The sequence below is a fragment of the Ruegeria sp. ANG-R genome (assembly GCF_000813985.1).
GTDB lineage: Bacteria > Pseudomonadota > Alphaproteobacteria > Rhodobacterales > Rhodobacteraceae > Ruegeria.
In genome coordinates this window covers 258,270-273,521 of record NZ_JWLJ01000011.1, presented here as the reverse complement: position 1 = coordinate 273,521, position 15,252 = coordinate 258,270, and the positions used below count along the sequence as shown (strand labels likewise).

The window sequence follows — 15,252 nt, the reverse complement described above, 5'->3', positions numbered from 1 at the left end:
AACCGGGGTTCCTTAGTCCCTGCCGCATCTGCTATGCCGCGCTGCAACATGAACCCTGCGAGGAGCGATCATGAGCGCCACCGCCCGCAAGAAAGCCCCGAACGCCGAGGATATCCGCAGCCAGAAAGGCGGCGAACCTCTAGTCAGCCTTACCGCGTACACAACGCCGATGGCCCGGCTAATGGATGCCCATTGTGATTTCGTTCTGGTCGGCGACAGCGTCGGTATGGTGCTGCACGGGCTGACCTCGACCCTCGGGGTGACGATGGAGATGATGGTCCTGCACGGCCAGGCCGTGGCCCGTGGTCTGGACAAGGCCATGATGGTGATCGACATGCCCTTTGGCAGTTACGAGCACGACCCTGCACAAGCCTTTCGCAACGCGGCCCGCCTGATGGCCGAAACCGGCGCAGGCGCGGTAAAGCTGGAAGGCGGCATCGAGATGGCCGAGACCATCCGTTTTCTGGTGAAACGCGGTATTCCGGTGATGGCGCATATCGGCCTGACGCCACAATCGATCAACACGCTGGGGGGCTACAAGGTTCAGGGCCGTGACGAACAGGCCGAGGCCGTCTTGGCCGACGCCCATGCCGTCGCCGAGGCAGGCGCGTTTTCGGTCGTGTTAGAAAAGGTTCCGCAAGGTCTGGCCAACCGGATAACCTCCGAGATCGCGATCCCCACAATCGGCATCGGTGCCTCGGCCGGGTGTGACGGGCAAATTCTGGTGGTGGACGACATGTTGGGCTTCTTCACAGCTTTCAAACCGAAATTCGTCAAACGCTATGCTGATCTTGGCCCGTTGGCCGAGGCCGCCATTGCGGAATACGCCGCCGAAGTGCGCGCACGCAGTTTTCCGGCGGACGAACATGTCTTTGCTGATGCAGCACCCGCCAAAGGACTCAAGACATGACAGCGCCTATTCTGCGACGGCTGGCGGATTTGCGTGCTCTGACCCGTGAATGGCGCAAAAAGGGCGAAGTGATCGGCGTTGTCCCTACAATGGGCGCGCTGCATGAGGGGCATCTGTCCCTTGCAGAAGCCGCAAAGACGGGTTGCGACCGGGTGATCGTAACGATTTTCGTGAACCCCATGCAGTTCAACAACCCCGAAGACCTCGCCAACTATCCGCGCACGGAACAGGAAGACGCGGAAAAGCTCGCGCCTTACAACGTCGACGCGATTTACGTGCCCGACCCAGACGAGATCTACCCTGAAGGCTTCGCCACCACCGTCTCGGTATCGGGCCTGACAGACACGATGGAGGGTGAATTCCGCCCCGGTCATTTTGACGGTGTGGCAACTGTGGTCGCCAAGCTGTTCCTGCAGACGCAAGCGGATCGAGCCTATTTCGGGGAAAAAGACTATCAGCAGCTCATGATCGTGCGTCGGATGGCCCGCGATCTGGATATCCCGATCGAGGTGATCGGCTGCCCTACAGTGCGCGAGCCCTCGGGCCTCGCGATGTCCTCGCGCAATCAGCGACTGTCGCAGGCAGGTCTGGCCATAGCAGCGAAAAAACACCGTATCATGCGCACTCTGGTTCAGGCACTGGAGAATGGCGAAGAATTTGACGTCTTACGACCGCAGGCGCAGGCCGATCTTCTGGCCGCCGGTTTCAGCGAAGTCGAGTATCTGCAATTGCGCTGCGCCGAAACGCTGGAACCGCTGTCCCGTGCCGATCGCCCGGCGCGGCTGTTTGCGGCAGCCTTGGTCGAAGGCGTGCGGCTGATCGACAATCTGCCGGTTTCACAGGTCTGATTTCCCCTCTGGCACGTCCGGCAGTGTTTGCGCTAAAGTCCCGCAAAACCAAAGCGGGAGGGGCGCAGGCATGACCTATATTCTGGCAATCGATCAGGGCACGACATCGTCTCGCGCGATCCTGTTTGACGCGCAAATGCAGCGTGTCGGTACGGCACAGCGCGAGTTTACGCAGCATTTCCCGCAGGAAGGCTGGGTCGAGCATGATCCCGAAGAGATTTGGGACAGTGTTCTGACGGTCTGCCGTGAAGTGATGCAAACGGCAGGCGTATCCGCTGCACAGATCGCCGGAATCGGGATCACCAATCAGCGCGAAACCACCGTCATCTGGGACCGCGCCACCGGCACTCCGATTCACAACGCGATCGTCTGGCAGGACCGACGCACCGCTGAAATCTGTGAGCGTCTTCGCAAAGCGGGGTGCGAGGATGACGTCACGGCCCAGACGGGATTGTTGCTGGACCCGTATTTCTCGGGCACCAAGGTCAAATGGCTGCTGGATACCGTCCCCGGCGCACGCGACCGCGCCGCGGCGGGAGAGTTGTTGTTCGGCACCATCGACACCTTCCTGATCTGGCGGCTGACCCAAGGCCGTGTGCACGCAACGGACGCCACCAACGCGGCCCGCACATTACTGTTCGACATTCACAAAGGGGAATGGAGCAGCGAGATTTGCGACTTGCTGGATATCCCGCTGGCCTTGCTGCCTGACGTGCGGGATTGCGCGGCAGATTTCGGTTCAACCGCGCTGCTTGGTGGGGATGTCCCAATTCTCGGCGTGGCCGGGGATCAGCAGGCTGCCACCATCGGGCAGGCTTGTTTCCAGCCGGGCATGATGAAATCCACCTATGGCACGGGGTGTTTCGCGCTGCTCAACACCGGTGCGCAGCCGGTGGAGTCGAAGAACCGGTTGCTGACGACGATCGCCTATCAGTTGGACGGCCAGAAAACCTATGCGCTTGAGGGCTCGATCTTCATCGCGGGAGCTGCCGTGCAATGGTTGCGCGATGCGCTGCAGATCATCAAGGCCGCGCCGCAAAGCGGGGAGCTGGCCGCGCAGGCTGATCCAAACCAGCATGTTGTTCTCGTCCCCGCCTTCACCGGGCTGGGGGCGCCCTATTGGAAACCCGACTGCCGGGGAGCCATGTTTGGCCTGACCCGTAACTCCGGCCGTGCCGAGATCACGCGGGCCACTCTGGAAAGCATCGCATTTCAAACCCGTGATCTGTGGCACGCGATGCAGGGTGACTGGGGGGCCGACGCCGATGTGATCCTGCGCGTCGACGGCGGGATGAGCGCATCGGACTGGGCCATGCAGGGGCTATCCGACATTCTGGGCGCGCCCGTCGACCGCCCGGTGATGCAGGAAACCACCGCACTGGGTGCCGCATGGCTGGCGGGCATGAAAGCAGGTGTCTACCCGGATCAGGCAGGATTCGCCGAGACCTGGGACCTGGATCGCCGGTTTGAGCCCCTGAAGGCCGAAGCGGACCGAGATGCGGCCTATGCGCGCTGGCAGCGGGCCGTTCAGGCGACCATGGCGTTCTAGCTGTGGTCTTTCATCAGGCGCTGCTTTTGGCGTGACCAGTCGCGCTTGGCCTGCGTTTCGCGCTTGTCGTGCAGCTTCTTACCCTTGGCGATGCCGATCTTCAGCTTCGCCCGGCCTTTGTGATTGAAGTACAAAACCAGTGGCACCAGCGTCATGCCCTTGCGCTGGGTCGCATTCCAGAGGTTTGACAACTCCTTGCGCGATACCAGCAACTTACGGCGGCGGCGTTCTTCGTGTTTGAAGACCTTCGCCTGCTCGTATGGCGCGATATAGCTGTTGATCAGCCAAAGCTCTCCGTCATCGACGGAGGCATAGCTTTCGGCGATGTTCGAGCCGCCCGCGCGCAGGGATTTGACCTCGGACCCTTCCAGAACAATGCCGCACTCGATATCGTCCTCGATCGCATAATCGAAGCGCGCACGCCGGTTTTCGGCGATCACTTTGTAGTTCGGGTCAGTGTTCTGCTTCTGCTTGGCCATGACGCGTTGATGTATGCCGCTTGCGCGTGCCTTGCAAGGCGGGGTTACGAATTGGCCGAGATTATCAGGTCAGGGCCAAAGATCGTGTCGGCGTGGTTGTGCAGATAGATCTTGAGCCACGGCGTGAAACGGTCCGGGTGCCGCTTAACTTCTGCCAGCAGGTCATGATAATCGACCCAGCGAATATCCATGACTTCGTCCGGGTTAGGCTCGATTTTCAGCGGTCCGCGCACATGGGCCAGAAAGACATCGACCACTTCGTTCTCAACCAGACCGTTGCCGACATCGGCGTGATACTCGAGCCTGTGGCGATATTCGGGGTAAAGTCCGGTGATGCCCAGTTCCTCGCTCAGGCGGCGCACGGCACAATGCGAGGCGCTTTCCTCCCAGTCGGGATGCGTGCAACAGGTATTCGCCCACAAACCGGGCGTGTGATATTTGCCCATCGCCCTGCGCTGCAGCAAAATCTCGGTCCCGCGTACGACAAAGACCGACACAGCCTTGTGCTTGAGACCCTTTTCATGCGCCTCCAGCTTATCGACTGGTGTCAGTTCGCCCTCAACCCAGGCCGGGATCATGATTCCCATCTGTCGTCTCCTGTTGGCGATCCCCGGTGCGCGTGGCCTTACCGGTTTTTCACCAAAGTGACGCTGTTCGGGGCATCGATCAAGCGCACGAAAGGCCGCAGGGACTGCGGCCTTTTGCATCAGTCACACGCATCGGTGGATCAGATTATTCGCCGGAAACGCTTGCGATATAGGCGTAGACATCTGCTGCGCCCTTCTTCAGCTTGAAGGTCATTTTGGATTTTGCAGACGTATCGTCCAGATAGGATTTCAGGAACCCCTTCGGGTCCTGAGCATACTCGACGAAATTGGCTTCATCCCAAACCAGGCCGTTTTCACCGGCGGCCACAATGCTGTCGCCGTATTTGAACCCTTCCACAGTCCCTGCCGTGCGGCCCGCGACACCATAGAGATTCGGCCCCGTCTTACCGCCTTTGACGATCACATCGCCCGCAGGGTCGGCGATCTGATGACAGGATTTGCACTTGTTGAAGGTTTTCTTACCGGCTTCGGCATCACCTTCGGCATAGGCTGGAAGGGCCATCAGGCCAACAATTGCGGTGGCAAGGATACGATTCATAGCTTTTAGCTCCGATACAAATTGGCTGCACCGAATGGACCGCTGGCGCAGCAGAGAGTCAACGCGCAGATTGCCGCGCGATGGCACTGTGTCACAGCACAACTCAAGCCGTCCTTAACCTAAGTCATGTACCTCGGACCAACTGGGGAGAAGATCGCCCGCACAAGGCGACGCCAGATAGATGGCACGTGCAATCGCCCGCGCCAGACAGATCGATGCCGCATGGCCGAGCAACGCCAGAGCGCTGGCCTCAACTTCATGCGCCCCGGCGCTGACGCCAAACACCAGATCTCCGTCCCCCGGTGTGTGCGCCGGGACAATCGCACGGGCGATGCCGTCATGGGCCGCCACGGCCAGCCGCTGGCATTGCGGTTTGGACAAGGCTGCATCGGTCGCGACAATTGCAATTGTCGTGTTGGCCTTGTCCGGAGATGCCGGGTGAATCGCCTCGGCTTTGCGACTGACATGGGCGCGACCGAGGCCGGATGCCGGGTCTGGTCCAAGCCCGCCAAACTCGCTCCCGATCTCGAAAGGCGCGGCCCAGAAATGGCGATCACCCGGCGTGGTGACACTGCCCAGCGGATTGGCCGCGACCAACGCGCCAACTGTTGTGCCATCCTCCAGCATCAGTGAGGCAGACCCCAGGCCCCCTTTGTGCATCGCCGCCAAAGCCCCCACGCCCGCACCTGTGGTTCCCAGGTCAAATTGCGGCGTGGCCGACAGATATGCCGCCATACCCAAGGCGCGATAGGGGTTTTCGGTCCAGTTCTTATCGCCGCCATTAAGCAGATCGAACAGGATCGCCCCAGGCACAATGGGTACAATTGCCCTCCCGACCTGAAAGCCCCGACTTTCGGTCCGCAACGCATCCGAGACGCCCGAGCAGGCATCCAATCCAAAGGCAGACCCGCCGGACAGGACGATCGCATCCACCCGTTCAACGGATTTGTCCGGTGCAAGAAGATCGGTTTCCCGCGTTCCCGGCGCGCCCCCCATGACATGCACCGACGCGGTGAAGGGCTGGTCTGCCGTCAGAACGGTTGTGCCCGATTTCAGCGTTTCGTCCTGTGCATTGCCGACTTTCAAGCCGGGGACATCGGTGATCAAATTTCTGGGTCCGGGGGTCATTTCGATCTCGGGTGTTGGGCGGGGAAGCGCGCTGGGGCGCGCTGCCTCCGGCGGGGATATTTATGGCCAGATGAAGAGACGGATCAGATGCAGCGGCCTCCATCCACCTCGAGGGCTGTGCCGGTGATCATGCTGGCCTCGTCCGAGCACAGGAAGCAGGCTGCATTGGCCATATCTTCCGGGGTGGAAAAACGGCCCAGCGGGATGGTTGAGAGGAACCTTGCGCGGATTTCCGGCGTGTCTTCTCCCATGAAAGATTTCAGCAGGGGCGTCTCGCCCGCAACCGGGCAGATTGCGTTCACGCGCACGCCTGCAGGGGCCAGCTCCACAGCCATCGTCTTGGTTGCGGTGATCATCCAACCCTTGGACGCGTTGTACCAGTTGAGATCGGGGCGCGGAGACAACCCCGCTGTTGAGGCGACATTCAGGACTGCGCCAGCAGCGCGGGATTTCATATGTGGGATCAAAGCCCGGGCGGTCAGGTAGACCGATTTCATGTTCACAGCGAAAACCCGATCGAAATCGGCTTCACTGACATCCTCCAGCGGCGTTGGCAAATGCGTGACCCCGGCATTGTTCACCAGAATGTCCAGATGCCCGAACTCCTTGAGGGCGGTGTCGGCCATGATCTGGACCGAGGACCTGTCTGATACATCAACCTGCTGCGACAGGGCGCCGACACCCAGTTGCGCGGCCATTTCGTCAGCGGCATCACCGTTGATATCGGCAATCATTACATGAGCGCCTTCGGACAGGAATTTCCGCGCGATCCCTGCACCGAACCCGGACGCGCCGCCGGTTACAATTGCGGTTTTTCCCTGCAGCCGCATGGCCCTGCCTCCCTGCCATCTGTGCGGGGCAGAGTAGCAACGCCTTGGCAAGATGCCAGTTTAATCTTCCGAGACTTTTCCGCGCAGCGATTTGACATCCGACCGCGCCTTCTTGGCTGCCAAACGCCGCTTTACCGAACCATAGGTAGGCTTAGTGGCGATCCGGCGTTTGGGCTTTATCAGCGCGCGTGTAATCATCTCGGCCAGGCGCGCGCGCGCGATCTCGCGGTTGCGGGCCTGGCTGCGGGTTTCCTCGCACTGAATGATGATCGCGCCGTCTTTGGTCCAGCGTCGCCCGGCAAGCCGCTTTAGCCGGTTCTTGACCGGGTCGGGCAGGGATGGCGAACGCGCGGCTTCGAACCGCAGTTCCACGGCTGTCGACACTTTGTTCACGTTCTGCCCGCCGGGGCCGGATGACCGCACAAAGCTTTCGGTCATTTCCCAATCCTGCAGGGTGATATCATCTGTGACGCGCAGCATGAGACGGACCATAACCGTCGGACGAGAAAACAGAAAGGGCCACCCCGGCGGGACGGCCCTTCGAAAGTTCAGGAGGTCGGGTCGGTTAGATCAATCGACCAGCCGGAGCGAGCGCTCCGCCAAGGGCTGCCTTAACGGGCGATCCCCCCGGTTGTTCCAACACCTCTCTCCAATCTCTTTCTCGACACTGGATCACCTCCTTTTCTATCTGTTGCGGTTAGCTTTGAGCCTGACACAAGATGCGCCATTCTCAAAGCACTTTTTTATGCGGGCTGCGCGGTCAGACGAGCAACGATCACCTTGAACGGGATCAGCGCGATCAACGCCAGCGCCAGTTTCACCAGCCAGTCCGCAAATGCCAGCGTCACCCAAAGCGGGGCTTCAGGACCGGACAGCATGAACGGCACAGGCTCCCAAGCCCAGCTGATAGCTGCGTCAGCGTTGGCGCCGAAGAACGTCACCGAGGCCGAAAACGCGATGGTGAAAAAGACAACCGTATCCAGCGCCGAACCCACCAGCGTCGAGGCCAGCGGCGCACGCCACCAGCGCCCACCGCGCATGGCATTGAAAACGGTCACGTCGGAAAGTTGCGCAACCAGGAATGCAACCCCAGAAGCCACTGCCACGCGCAGAGGAACGGCGGCATAGGTGAACCCATCACCCTGCAACATGATCTGGCTACCGATCAGCGAGCAGATGACGCCAACGACAAAACCGGCGAACACCACCTTGCGGGCCGGACCAACGCCATAGACGCGGTTGGTGATATCGGTGACCAGATAGGCGAGCGGATAGGTGAAAGCGCCCCATGTCAGCAGCCCGTCAAAAATCAGGAACTGAACGAGGATGTTTGAGGCCACGACAATGGCGGCCATGGCAAGAATGCCGGGGATAAAGCTGCGTTGCATATTTTGATGCCCGTTTTGACAAGGTAGCGGCGACTTGGCCAAGGGCTCATCCCAAGGCAGGCCGCGCTTCTAGACTTTTGCTTTGTCCGTGTCAATCAGGCAGCAGGTATTCGACCAGCTCGGTCCGTTGCAGCGCGAAAAAGTTGTCATCTGAAACCATTGTGGCGCGCAACCGGCCTTTCATATCGCGCCAGACTGACAGACCTTCGAGGTTGTCATGCTTTCCGGTGCCGGTTTCGAACAGGATCTCTTCGGCCTGAGGCACCCCATCGTCGATTACCCACCGCCGCAGGCGGGACCGAAAACCAATCAGCGACACGGCACGCTCCAGCACATAAAGCCGCCCGTCAGGGCCGAAATCCGCAGCAACCGGCAAAAAACTACCGCGCGCGGGCAATACAAAAGGCGCCGACCAGCGGCTACCATCCCAACGAAAGACGGGAATGGCGCCCTGCGCCGTGCGGCTCTTCTCGGCCAGCGTATAAAGTCGCCCGCGATCATCTATCGCCAGTGCCTCGAATGAACCGTTCTGATCCAAATTCAAAAATGCCTGGGGTCGCGGTAAAACTCGCGCCCGGGCGTCAGGTGCGGCGTAATGTACAACCCGATGAATACGTTCGAACGAGATGTAGAGGCTGCCATCCGCAGCGATCGCCAGCCCTTCGGAATCCCCTGCACGCCCACGCAAGGCAGCGCCCCTGCTCGACAAGATCGGCCAGTGACCAAGGATTCGGACATCGCTGATCTTATCGCCATCGCGCTCAATCCGCGCGGTGACAAGTTTTGACCGATCACTAACCGCGATCATATGTTGGCCGTTTTCGGAAATATGGATGGCTGAGAAACCGCCAAACCAGTCCGCACGATTGCTCCAGTTATAGCTGCCAAGCAGCGAGGCTGCCCTGGCCTCGACCGCCTGGACGGGTCCCGCCAGCAGCAGCGCCGAGATCAGTTGGACTGCAGAACGGCGGTGCATTGCTGGGGCAAATCAGCCAAACGATACTCACGGCGCTTTTTCGGTGGGGGCGCATTTGGATCAGGTGGTGGCGGGTTCAGGATATTGCGCACCCATTGCTGCGCCTCGGCGCAACCGTCACCCTTGGGCGGCGGGTCCTGATTGACACATCCTTTCGAGCCGCGCGGGCATTTCAGACGAACGTGAAAATGATAATGATGTCCCCACCATGGCCGTATCTTGCGCAGATAGGCCCGGTTGCCCTTCTCTTCATTGCACATCTGGACCTTCGCCCCCGGGAATACGAATATTCGCGCAACACGCTTGTCTTTCGCCGCTTCACGCAACACCGCATGGTGTTGTTTGGTCCAGTTGCCATTCACATAAGCACCATTTGCGCGACGCAAGGAAATCGACGAGATATTCTCGCGCGCCTTGCGACTCAGGCGCATATTGTCACCGGGCAGCATCCAGATATCGATATCCAGCCCCAGTTGATGGCTGCGATGTCCCGAGGTCATCGGCCCCCCGCGCGGCTGGCTTATGTCACCGATATAGAGACCATTCCAACCCGGCTGCTTCGCCGCGAACCGGCTGAGGTCCTGAACATAGTCAATTGCCTCGGGATGTCCCCAGTTCCGGTTGCGCGACAGGCGCATCGCTTGCCAGGTTGGCCCGGTTTCGGGCAATTGCACCGACCCGGCTGCACATCCGCGCGAATAACTGCCAAACGCAGCCGGTTTTTGCTGTGAACTGGCTTTCTGGGCGCCAAACAACTGTTTCGCAAGAGGTTGGGCCGAGACTGGTCCGGTCAAGGCGACAGCTGCCAGAACTGCCAAAAAACGTAATAAAATCATCTGCTCTGATCCCCTTCCGGTCTGACCCAGCGCATCAGGAATAGCCCCAGAATAAACAACAGAACGATCGGTGACACCCCCAAGCGTGCACTGCCGGTCATCGCCGTGGCAATTCCGATCAGCATAGGGGCCGCAAACGAGGTGGCGCGCCCGGACAGGCCATACAGACCAAAACTCTCGACCGGTGCCTCGGGATCAGTATGGCGCACCATCATCGAACGGCTGGCAGATTGCAGAATGCCACCCATGCCGCCGATCAGAACGCCGCACCCGAAAAACACCATATCGGGCAGACCCGAACCTGCGGGTAGCACGATGCCGAACACCTGTGTCCGGTCCATTGAAACAATGGTGGTGCAGACAAGGATCAGTACCCAAATCGCTATCAGAATGACCGGTTTGGGACCGTATCGTCTGTCCAGTTTGCCCCCGACCCAGGAAAATGCGGCTGCCGCCAGTACGCTGACAATACCAAAGACGCCGATCTTGATCAGATCCCACGCCAACACCAATGTCGCATACACGCCACCAAACGTATAAAGCCCGTTCAGAGCGTCGCGATAGAACATGGACGACCCCAGATAAGCGGCCAGGCTGGTGCGGTATCGCAGATTGGATATGGATCTGCCCAAAAGACGCAGCGCCTCAGCCACGCTGCCTTTCTTCTCCGCATTCGGATCGTCACGCACCCACAGAAAATAAGGCACCATGAACAGAATGAACCATCCGGCCGTAAATGGCCCGACAAAACGGGTGCCTTCACGGGTTTCAGCATCCAGGCCAAACAACGGGTCTATGCCGATCAGAGTTTTTCCGTTGGTCTGCTCGACGAACAGCGTCAGCATGATCGCCAGCGAAATCAAACCGCCAAAGTAGCCGAAGGCAAAGCCAGAACCCGAAATTTCGCCCACTTCACTGTCATCGCCCAGATCGGGCAGTTGCGAATTGATGAAGATCAGCGCGTATTCGGCACCGATAAAGCCCAGACCGAAGGCCGACAGCATCAGCCACATGTTCGAGCCGTCCGGCATCATGTACCAAAGCGCGGCAGACCCCACCGCATACATGACAGAAAAGGCAAAAATCCAGGGGATTCGACGACCCGAGACATCGGCCATTGCCCCCATAAGCGGGGCGCCAAAAGCAATAAGCAGCCCGATGATGGTCATGCAATTTGCCCAGACCACCTGCGCCTGCGCCCTGGCGGCCTCGATCTCCAGCCCCGAGGTCAGGTAGAACTGTGCCGCAGCACCGGCAAAGTATGGCCCAAAGACAAAGGTCACCAGCAACGTGTGGTAGGGCTGACTGGCCCAGTCGAAAAACCACCACCCCCAAATGCGCTTGCGCCTGGAAATCTCTGCCATCTCTGCCCCTGTTTATCGTTGCTTTCATAAGACGGGTCTTTGATGCAATTCGCAAGGGTTGTGTTGGGACAGGCTTGCTCTTTGCCACTGCTGCGCTTAGGTCTCAAAAAACGCGAAAAAGGAACTACCCATGCTGTCGCTGATCCAAATTCTGCTGCTGATCCTGGACATTGTCTGGTTCATCATCCTCGCCCATGTGATCATGAGCTGGCTGATCAACTTTCAGGTGCTTAACCTGCATCAGCAACTGGTGGCTCAGATCTGGTATGGCCTGAATCGCATTCTCGAACCCATTTATGGCCCCATCCGGCGCATCCTGCCCAATATGGGCGGGCTGGACCTGACCCCGCTGGTCGTGCTGATCGGTGTCTATGCGCTGCGGATCGTCCTGATCAACAATGCGGTCTATTTCTACTGACCACTTGTTCACCGAATCTTAGTATGTGATGGTCCTGTCTTAAGAGCAGATAAACCTTAATACAGGGCCTTCCGACGCATGTTCGACTCCGCACCCTTGTTGCGAGACGTCTTTGGATTCGACGACTTCCGCCCCGGGCAGGAAGAGATTGTCGACGCCGTGACCGCAGGCGAAAACGTGCTGGCCATCATGCCAACGGGTGGTGGTAAATCCCTTTGTTTTCAACTACCTGCCCTACTACGCGATGGCGTGACAGTCGTGATCTCTCCGCTGATCGCCCTAATGCGCGATCAGGTCCGCGGGCTGCAGGAGGCCGGTGTCGAAGCCGGTGCGCTGACATCTGGAAACACGCCTGAAGAAACCGATGCCGTGTGGGAGGCGCTGGAAGCCGGACGGCTCAAACTGCTATACATGGCGCCGGAACGTCTGGCCGCCGGTTCGGCGTTGGGCATGTTACGCCGGATCAACGTCAATCTGATCGCCGTCGACGAGGCGCATTGCGTCAGCCAGTGGGGGCATGATTTCCGCCCGGATTATCTGCGGATCGGAGAGCTTAGACGCGCACTGAACGTTCCCCTGGCCGCCTTCACCGCCACAGCAGATGCCGAAACGCAGGACGAAATCGTCGAGAAGCTGTTCGATGGCGCCATGCCTCGCAAATTCCTGCGCGGGTTCGATCGTCCCAATATCCATCTGGCCTTTGCCACCAAGGATGGACCACGCAAGCAAATCCTGGACTTCGCCGCAGCCCGCAAAGGTCAGTCTGGCATCGTCTATTGCGGAACGCGCAACAAAACCGAGGTGCTTGCACAGGCCCTGCGCGCCGATGGGCATTCTGCCTGCCATTACCACGGCGGGATGGAGGCCGAAGACCGCCGCATTGTCGAGACCCGGTTTGCGCGCGAGGACGGCCTGATCGTCATCGCGACTGTGGCCTTCGGCATGGGTATCGACAAACCCGATATCCGCTGGGTCGCCCATGCGGACCTGCCTAAATCCATTGAGGCTTTTTATCAGGAAATCGGACGCGCCGGGCGCGATGGCGCGCCGGCTGAGACGCTGACTCTGTTTGGGCCCGACGACATTCGTCTGCGGCGTGCGCAAATTGACGAAGGGCTGGCCCCGCCCGAGCGGCGCATGGCGGATCATGCGCGCCTCAACGCTTTGCTCGGACTGGCCGAAGCGCTGAAATGCCGCCGCCAGACCTTGTTGGGATATTTTGGTGAGCAGGCCGAACCCTGCGGCAAGTGCGATCTCTGCGACAACCCGCCCGAAGTGTTCGACGGCACCACGCCGGTTCGCATGGCCCTGTCCGCGATCCTTCGGACCGAGGAATGGTTTGGCGCAGGGCATCTGATCGACATCCTGCTGGCCAATGAAACCGACAAAATCCGCGCGCGGCGACACGACAACCTGTCCACCTACGGCATCGGCAAAGACTGGTCACGCCCGCAATGGCAGGCGATCTTTCGGCAGATGATGGGCCACGATCTTGTCCGCCCCGACCCCGAACGCCACGGTGCGCTGCGCATGACCGAAACCGCCAAGCCGATCCTCAAGGGCGAAGCGCAAATCGATCTGCGCAAGGATACAATCCGCAAAGCCACCCGGCGACCCGCAGTCAAGGCGATGGTTTCCGAAGAGGACGCGCCTCTGCTCTCGGCACTCAAGGCCAAACGCCGTGCGCTGGCCGAATCCGCGCGCGTTCCGGCCTATGTCATCTTTCCGGATCGCACCCTGATCGAAATGGCCGAAACCCGCCCCGCTACGCTGGACGATATGGCCCGGATCAGCGGCATCGGAGCGAAAAAACTGGAACGTTACGGCGCCACCTTCCTTGAGGTGTTGACCGGCGCGGTGGAAGAACTTCATCCAGCGCGACGAAAATTGGCCGGTCGCAATCAGGGCGACATATACGATCAGCTGCTCAGGGTTCAGTCGCAATTGTCCCGCGGACCTGACGGGATCGACAAACCGCTGAGCTGTTCGGCATCGCAACTGGCCAAAGTGGCGCAACTGCGCCCCGATGATCCGCAGGCGATGGAACAGGTTCTTGGCGATCGTCGTCACGAAAGGTTTGGCGCGGCGTTTCTGGACGTGCTGCAACAGGCGGGCTAGATACGCCTGAGCAGGCGAGAAACGAGGGCGGATATGCTGGTAGTGATTTCCCCGGCCAAGCGGCTGGATTGGGCAGAACGAAACGTCGAGGTGACCCAGCCCGATTTTCAGGACGACGCGATCCGCCTGTCGAAGACAGCACGTAATCTGACCTTGAGCGATCTGAAAAAACTGATGGACCTGAGCGATGATCTGGCCCGACTAAATCGGGACAGGTACCGTGTATTCTCGGACGCGCCTGAGGCAGATGCAACACGCCCTGCCGCTCTGGCCTTCGCCGGCGATACCTACCAAGGGCTCGAAGCCGCTTCGCTGGATACCGATGAAATGGCCTGGGCACAGGATCACCTGCGCATCTTGTCCGGGCTTTATGGTGTATTGCGCCCGCTGGATGCCATTCAGGCCTATCGGTTGGAGATGGGCAGCAAGCTGAAAACACGGCGCGGGAAGAACCTCTATGAATACTGGCGCGATCAACTGAGCAAGGCGCTGAACGCCCAGGCCGCTGAGGCCGGCAGCAAGATTCTGGTGAACTGCGCCAGCCAGGAATATTTCGGCGCGGTCGATCTGAAGGCGCTGAAGTTACCAGTCGTGACCCCGGTTTTCATGGAGGATAAGGGCGGCACTCCCAAGATCGTCAGCTTCTTTGCCAAGAAAGCACGCGGCGCGATGGCCCGGTATATCATTCAACATCGACTGACAGACCCCAAGGGCCTGCTGGACTTTGATAGCGGCGGCTATGAATACCGAGCCGACCTGTCGGAAGAAAACAAACCCGTTTTTGTACGCCCCTATCAGGCCTGATCAAGCATCGAAGGGTCGTAAGCCACCAGTTCCACCGTGTTGCCTTCGGGGTCCTGGGTGAAGATACCACGCCAGCCGATCCAGCCGAACTGTTCAACCCGGTAGGGCTGGCCGATCTTATCGTACCAGCGCATGACCGCGTCCTGTTCGGCAAACGGCAGCGACAACGCGATATGGTGAAGGGCCGAGGCCATGCCGGTAACCGGCCCTTCCCGGGGCCTGTCTGACCCCGGCTCAACCCCGACAGAATGGTGGAACAGCGCAAGCACCTGCGTGTGCCCGCCATACCCTTCCGCAATACGAAAGAACGTTATGGCGCTGTTATGATCGCCGTGCAGTCGCTGCAAGCCGATCACAGTTTCATAGAACTGCACCATTGCGCCCATATCGGCGCAACGTATTGCAATCTCGCCCAACTCTCGCGGGCGAAACCCTCGGTCATCTGTCATAGGTCTATC

17 protein-coding genes are annotated in these 15,252 nt (G+C 59.6%); 6 read left to right on the top strand and 11 right to left on the bottom strand.

Annotation, left to right across the window (positions count from 1 at the left end):
- Positions 1-70: 70 nt before the first annotated feature.
- The 3 genes from panB to glpK all read left to right on the top strand — a co-directional run bounded on the left by panB (position 71) and on the right by glpK (position 3,307).
- Positions 71-910, top strand: a complete 840-nt coding sequence (panB, locus tag RA27_RS19660) for a 3-methyl-2-oxobutanoate hydroxymethyltransferase (protein ID WP_039543017.1) — start codon at positions 71-73, stop codon at positions 908-910.
- Complete coding sequence (gene panC, locus RA27_RS19655) at positions 907-1,758, top strand: pantoate--beta-alanine ligase (RefSeq protein ID WP_039543016.1); 852 nt, start codon at positions 907-909, stop codon at positions 1,756-1,758. The genes panB and panC overlap by 4 nt, the downstream gene beginning before the upstream one ends.
- Positions 1,759-1,828: 70 nt before the next feature.
- Positions 1,829-3,307 (top strand): glycerol kinase GlpK, encoded by a 1,479-nt coding sequence (glpK, locus tag RA27_RS19650; RefSeq protein ID WP_039543015.1) that lies wholly within the window; start codon positions 1,829-1,831, stop codon positions 3,305-3,307.
- Here the strand turns inward: glpK and smpB are convergent.
- The 10 genes from smpB to RA27_RS19600 form a co-directional block, all read right to left on the bottom strand.
- Complete coding sequence (gene smpB, locus RA27_RS19645) at positions 3,304-3,786, bottom strand: SsrA-binding protein SmpB (RefSeq protein ID WP_039543014.1); 483 nt, start codon at positions 3,784-3,786, stop codon at positions 3,304-3,306. The genes glpK and smpB overlap by 4 nt on opposite strands.
- 44 nt (positions 3,787-3,830) lie before the next feature.
- A complete protein-coding gene (gene idi, locus RA27_RS19640; protein ID WP_039543012.1) occupies positions 3,831-4,373 on the bottom strand; it encodes an isopentenyl-diphosphate Delta-isomerase in 543 nt (180 codons plus the stop codon).
- Positions 4,374-4,518: 145 nt separating this feature from the next.
- A complete protein-coding gene (locus RA27_RS19635) occupies positions 4,519-4,932 on the bottom strand; it encodes a c-type cytochrome (RefSeq protein WP_039543011.1) in 414 nt (137 codons plus the stop codon).
- Positions 4,933-5,046: 114 nt separating this feature from the next.
- Entirely contained in the window at positions 5,047-6,060 is a 1,014-nt protein-coding gene (locus tag RA27_RS19630; RefSeq protein WP_039543010.1) for a P1 family peptidase, read from the bottom strand.
- Positions 6,061-6,143: 83 nt separating this feature from the next.
- On the bottom strand, positions 6,144-6,890 hold the full coding sequence (locus RA27_RS19625) for an SDR family oxidoreductase (RefSeq protein ID WP_039543009.1): 747 nt from the start codon (positions 6,888-6,890) through the stop codon (positions 6,144-6,146).
- 60 nt (positions 6,891-6,950) lie between these two features.
- Positions 6,951-7,370 (bottom strand): alternative ribosome rescue aminoacyl-tRNA hydrolase ArfB, encoded by a 420-nt coding sequence (arfB, locus tag RA27_RS19620; protein WP_039543232.1) that lies wholly within the window; start codon positions 7,368-7,370, stop codon positions 6,951-6,953.
- A gap of 263 nt (positions 7,371-7,633) precedes the next feature.
- Positions 7,634-8,278 carry a queuosine precursor transporter gene (locus tag RA27_RS19615; RefSeq protein ID WP_039543008.1) on the bottom strand — a complete coding sequence of 215 codons (645 nt, stop codon included), beginning with the start codon at positions 8,276-8,278 and terminating at the stop codon, positions 7,634-7,636.
- Between the two features lie 91 nt (positions 8,279-8,369).
- A complete protein-coding gene (locus RA27_RS19610) occupies positions 8,370-9,254 on the bottom strand; it encodes an esterase-like activity of phytase family protein (protein ID WP_039543006.1) in 885 nt (294 codons plus the stop codon).
- Entirely contained in the window at positions 9,227-10,090 is an 864-nt protein-coding gene (gene mepA / locus RA27_RS19605) for a penicillin-insensitive murein endopeptidase (protein WP_039543004.1), read from the bottom strand. Before mepA ends, RA27_RS19610 begins: the two co-directional genes overlap by 28 nt.
- On the bottom strand, positions 10,087-11,454 hold the full coding sequence (locus RA27_RS19600) for an MFS transporter (protein ID WP_039543002.1): 1,368 nt from the start codon (positions 11,452-11,454) through the stop codon (positions 10,087-10,089). The genes mepA and RA27_RS19600 overlap by 4 nt, the downstream gene beginning before the upstream one ends.
- Before the next feature lie 130 nt (positions 11,455-11,584).
- Between RA27_RS19600 and RA27_RS19595 the strand changes: the two genes are divergently transcribed.
- From RA27_RS19595 to yaaA, 3 genes are all read left to right on the top strand, one after another.
- A complete protein-coding gene (locus RA27_RS19595) occupies positions 11,585-11,872 on the top strand; it encodes a YggT family protein (RefSeq protein ID WP_039543000.1) in 288 nt (95 codons plus the stop codon).
- A 78-nt stretch (positions 11,873-11,950) separates the two neighbouring features.
- Positions 11,951-13,990: a DNA helicase RecQ gene (gene recQ, locus RA27_RS19590; RefSeq protein ID WP_039542998.1), complete on the top strand. Its 2,040-nt coding sequence runs from the start codon at positions 11,951-11,953 to the stop codon at positions 13,988-13,990.
- Between the two features lie 33 nt (positions 13,991-14,023).
- Positions 14,024-14,794 (top strand): peroxide stress protein YaaA, encoded by a 771-nt coding sequence (gene yaaA / locus RA27_RS19585; protein WP_039542996.1) that lies wholly within the window; start codon positions 14,024-14,026, stop codon positions 14,792-14,794.
- Here the strand turns inward: yaaA and RA27_RS19580 are convergent.
- Positions 14,785-15,243, bottom strand: a complete 459-nt coding sequence (locus tag RA27_RS19580; RefSeq protein ID WP_039542994.1) for a VOC family protein — start codon at positions 15,241-15,243, stop codon at positions 14,785-14,787. The genes yaaA and RA27_RS19580 overlap by 10 nt on opposite strands.
- Positions 15,244-15,252: the final 9 nt, after the last annotated feature.

What these genes read in the sequence shown, in the direction of transcription:
- panB (WP_039543017.1), top strand. Translation starts at nt 71, where the DNA reads ATGAGCGCCACCGCCCGCAAGAAAGCCCCGAACGCCGAGGATATCCGC.
- panC (WP_039543016.1), top strand. Translation starts at nt 907, where the DNA reads ATGACAGCGCCTATTCTGCGACGGCTGGCGGATTTGCGTGCTCTGACC.
- glpK (WP_039543015.1), top strand. Translation starts at nt 1,829, where the DNA reads ATGACCTATATTCTGGCAATCGATCAGGGCACGACATCGTCTCGCGCG.
- smpB (WP_039543014.1), bottom strand. Translation starts at nt 3,786, where the DNA reads ATGGCCAAGCAGAAGCAGAACACTGACCCGAACTACAAAGTGATCGCC.
- idi (WP_039543012.1), bottom strand. Translation starts at nt 4,373, where the DNA reads ATGGGAATCATGATCCCGGCCTGGGTTGAGGGCGAACTGACACCAGTC.
- RA27_RS19635 (WP_039543011.1), bottom strand. Translation starts at nt 4,932, where the DNA reads ATGAATCGTATCCTTGCCACCGCAATTGTTGGCCTGATGGCCCTTCCA.
- RA27_RS19630 (WP_039543010.1), bottom strand. Translation starts at nt 6,060, where the DNA reads ATGACCCCCGGACCCAGAAATTTGATCACCGATGTCCCCGGCTTGAAA.
- RA27_RS19625 (WP_039543009.1), bottom strand. Translation starts at nt 6,890, where the DNA reads ATGCGGCTGCAGGGAAAAACCGCAATTGTAACCGGCGGCGCGTCCGGG.
- arfB (WP_039543232.1), bottom strand. Translation starts at nt 7,370, where the DNA reads ATGCTGCGCGTCACAGATGATATCACCCTGCAGGATTGGGAAATGACC.
- RA27_RS19615 (WP_039543008.1), bottom strand. Translation starts at nt 8,278, where the DNA reads ATGCAACGCAGCTTTATCCCCGGCATTCTTGCCATGGCCGCCATTGTC.
- RA27_RS19610 (WP_039543006.1), bottom strand. Translation starts at nt 9,254, where the DNA reads ATGCACCGCCGTTCTGCAGTCCAACTGATCTCGGCGCTGCTGCTGGCG.
- mepA (WP_039543004.1), bottom strand. Translation starts at nt 10,090, where the DNA reads ATGATTTTATTACGTTTTTTGGCAGTTCTGGCAGCTGTCGCCTTGACC.
- RA27_RS19600 (WP_039543002.1), bottom strand. Translation starts at nt 11,454, where the DNA reads ATGGCAGAGATTTCCAGGCGCAAGCGCATTTGGGGGTGGTGGTTTTTC.
- RA27_RS19595 (WP_039543000.1), top strand. Translation starts at nt 11,585, where the DNA reads ATGCTGTCGCTGATCCAAATTCTGCTGCTGATCCTGGACATTGTCTGG.
- recQ (WP_039542998.1), top strand. Translation starts at nt 11,951, where the DNA reads ATGTTCGACTCCGCACCCTTGTTGCGAGACGTCTTTGGATTCGACGAC.
- yaaA (WP_039542996.1), top strand. Translation starts at nt 14,024, where the DNA reads ATGCTGGTAGTGATTTCCCCGGCCAAGCGGCTGGATTGGGCAGAACGA.
- RA27_RS19580 (WP_039542994.1), bottom strand. Translation starts at nt 15,243, where the DNA reads ATGACAGATGACCGAGGGTTTCGCCCGCGAGAGTTGGGCGAGATTGCA.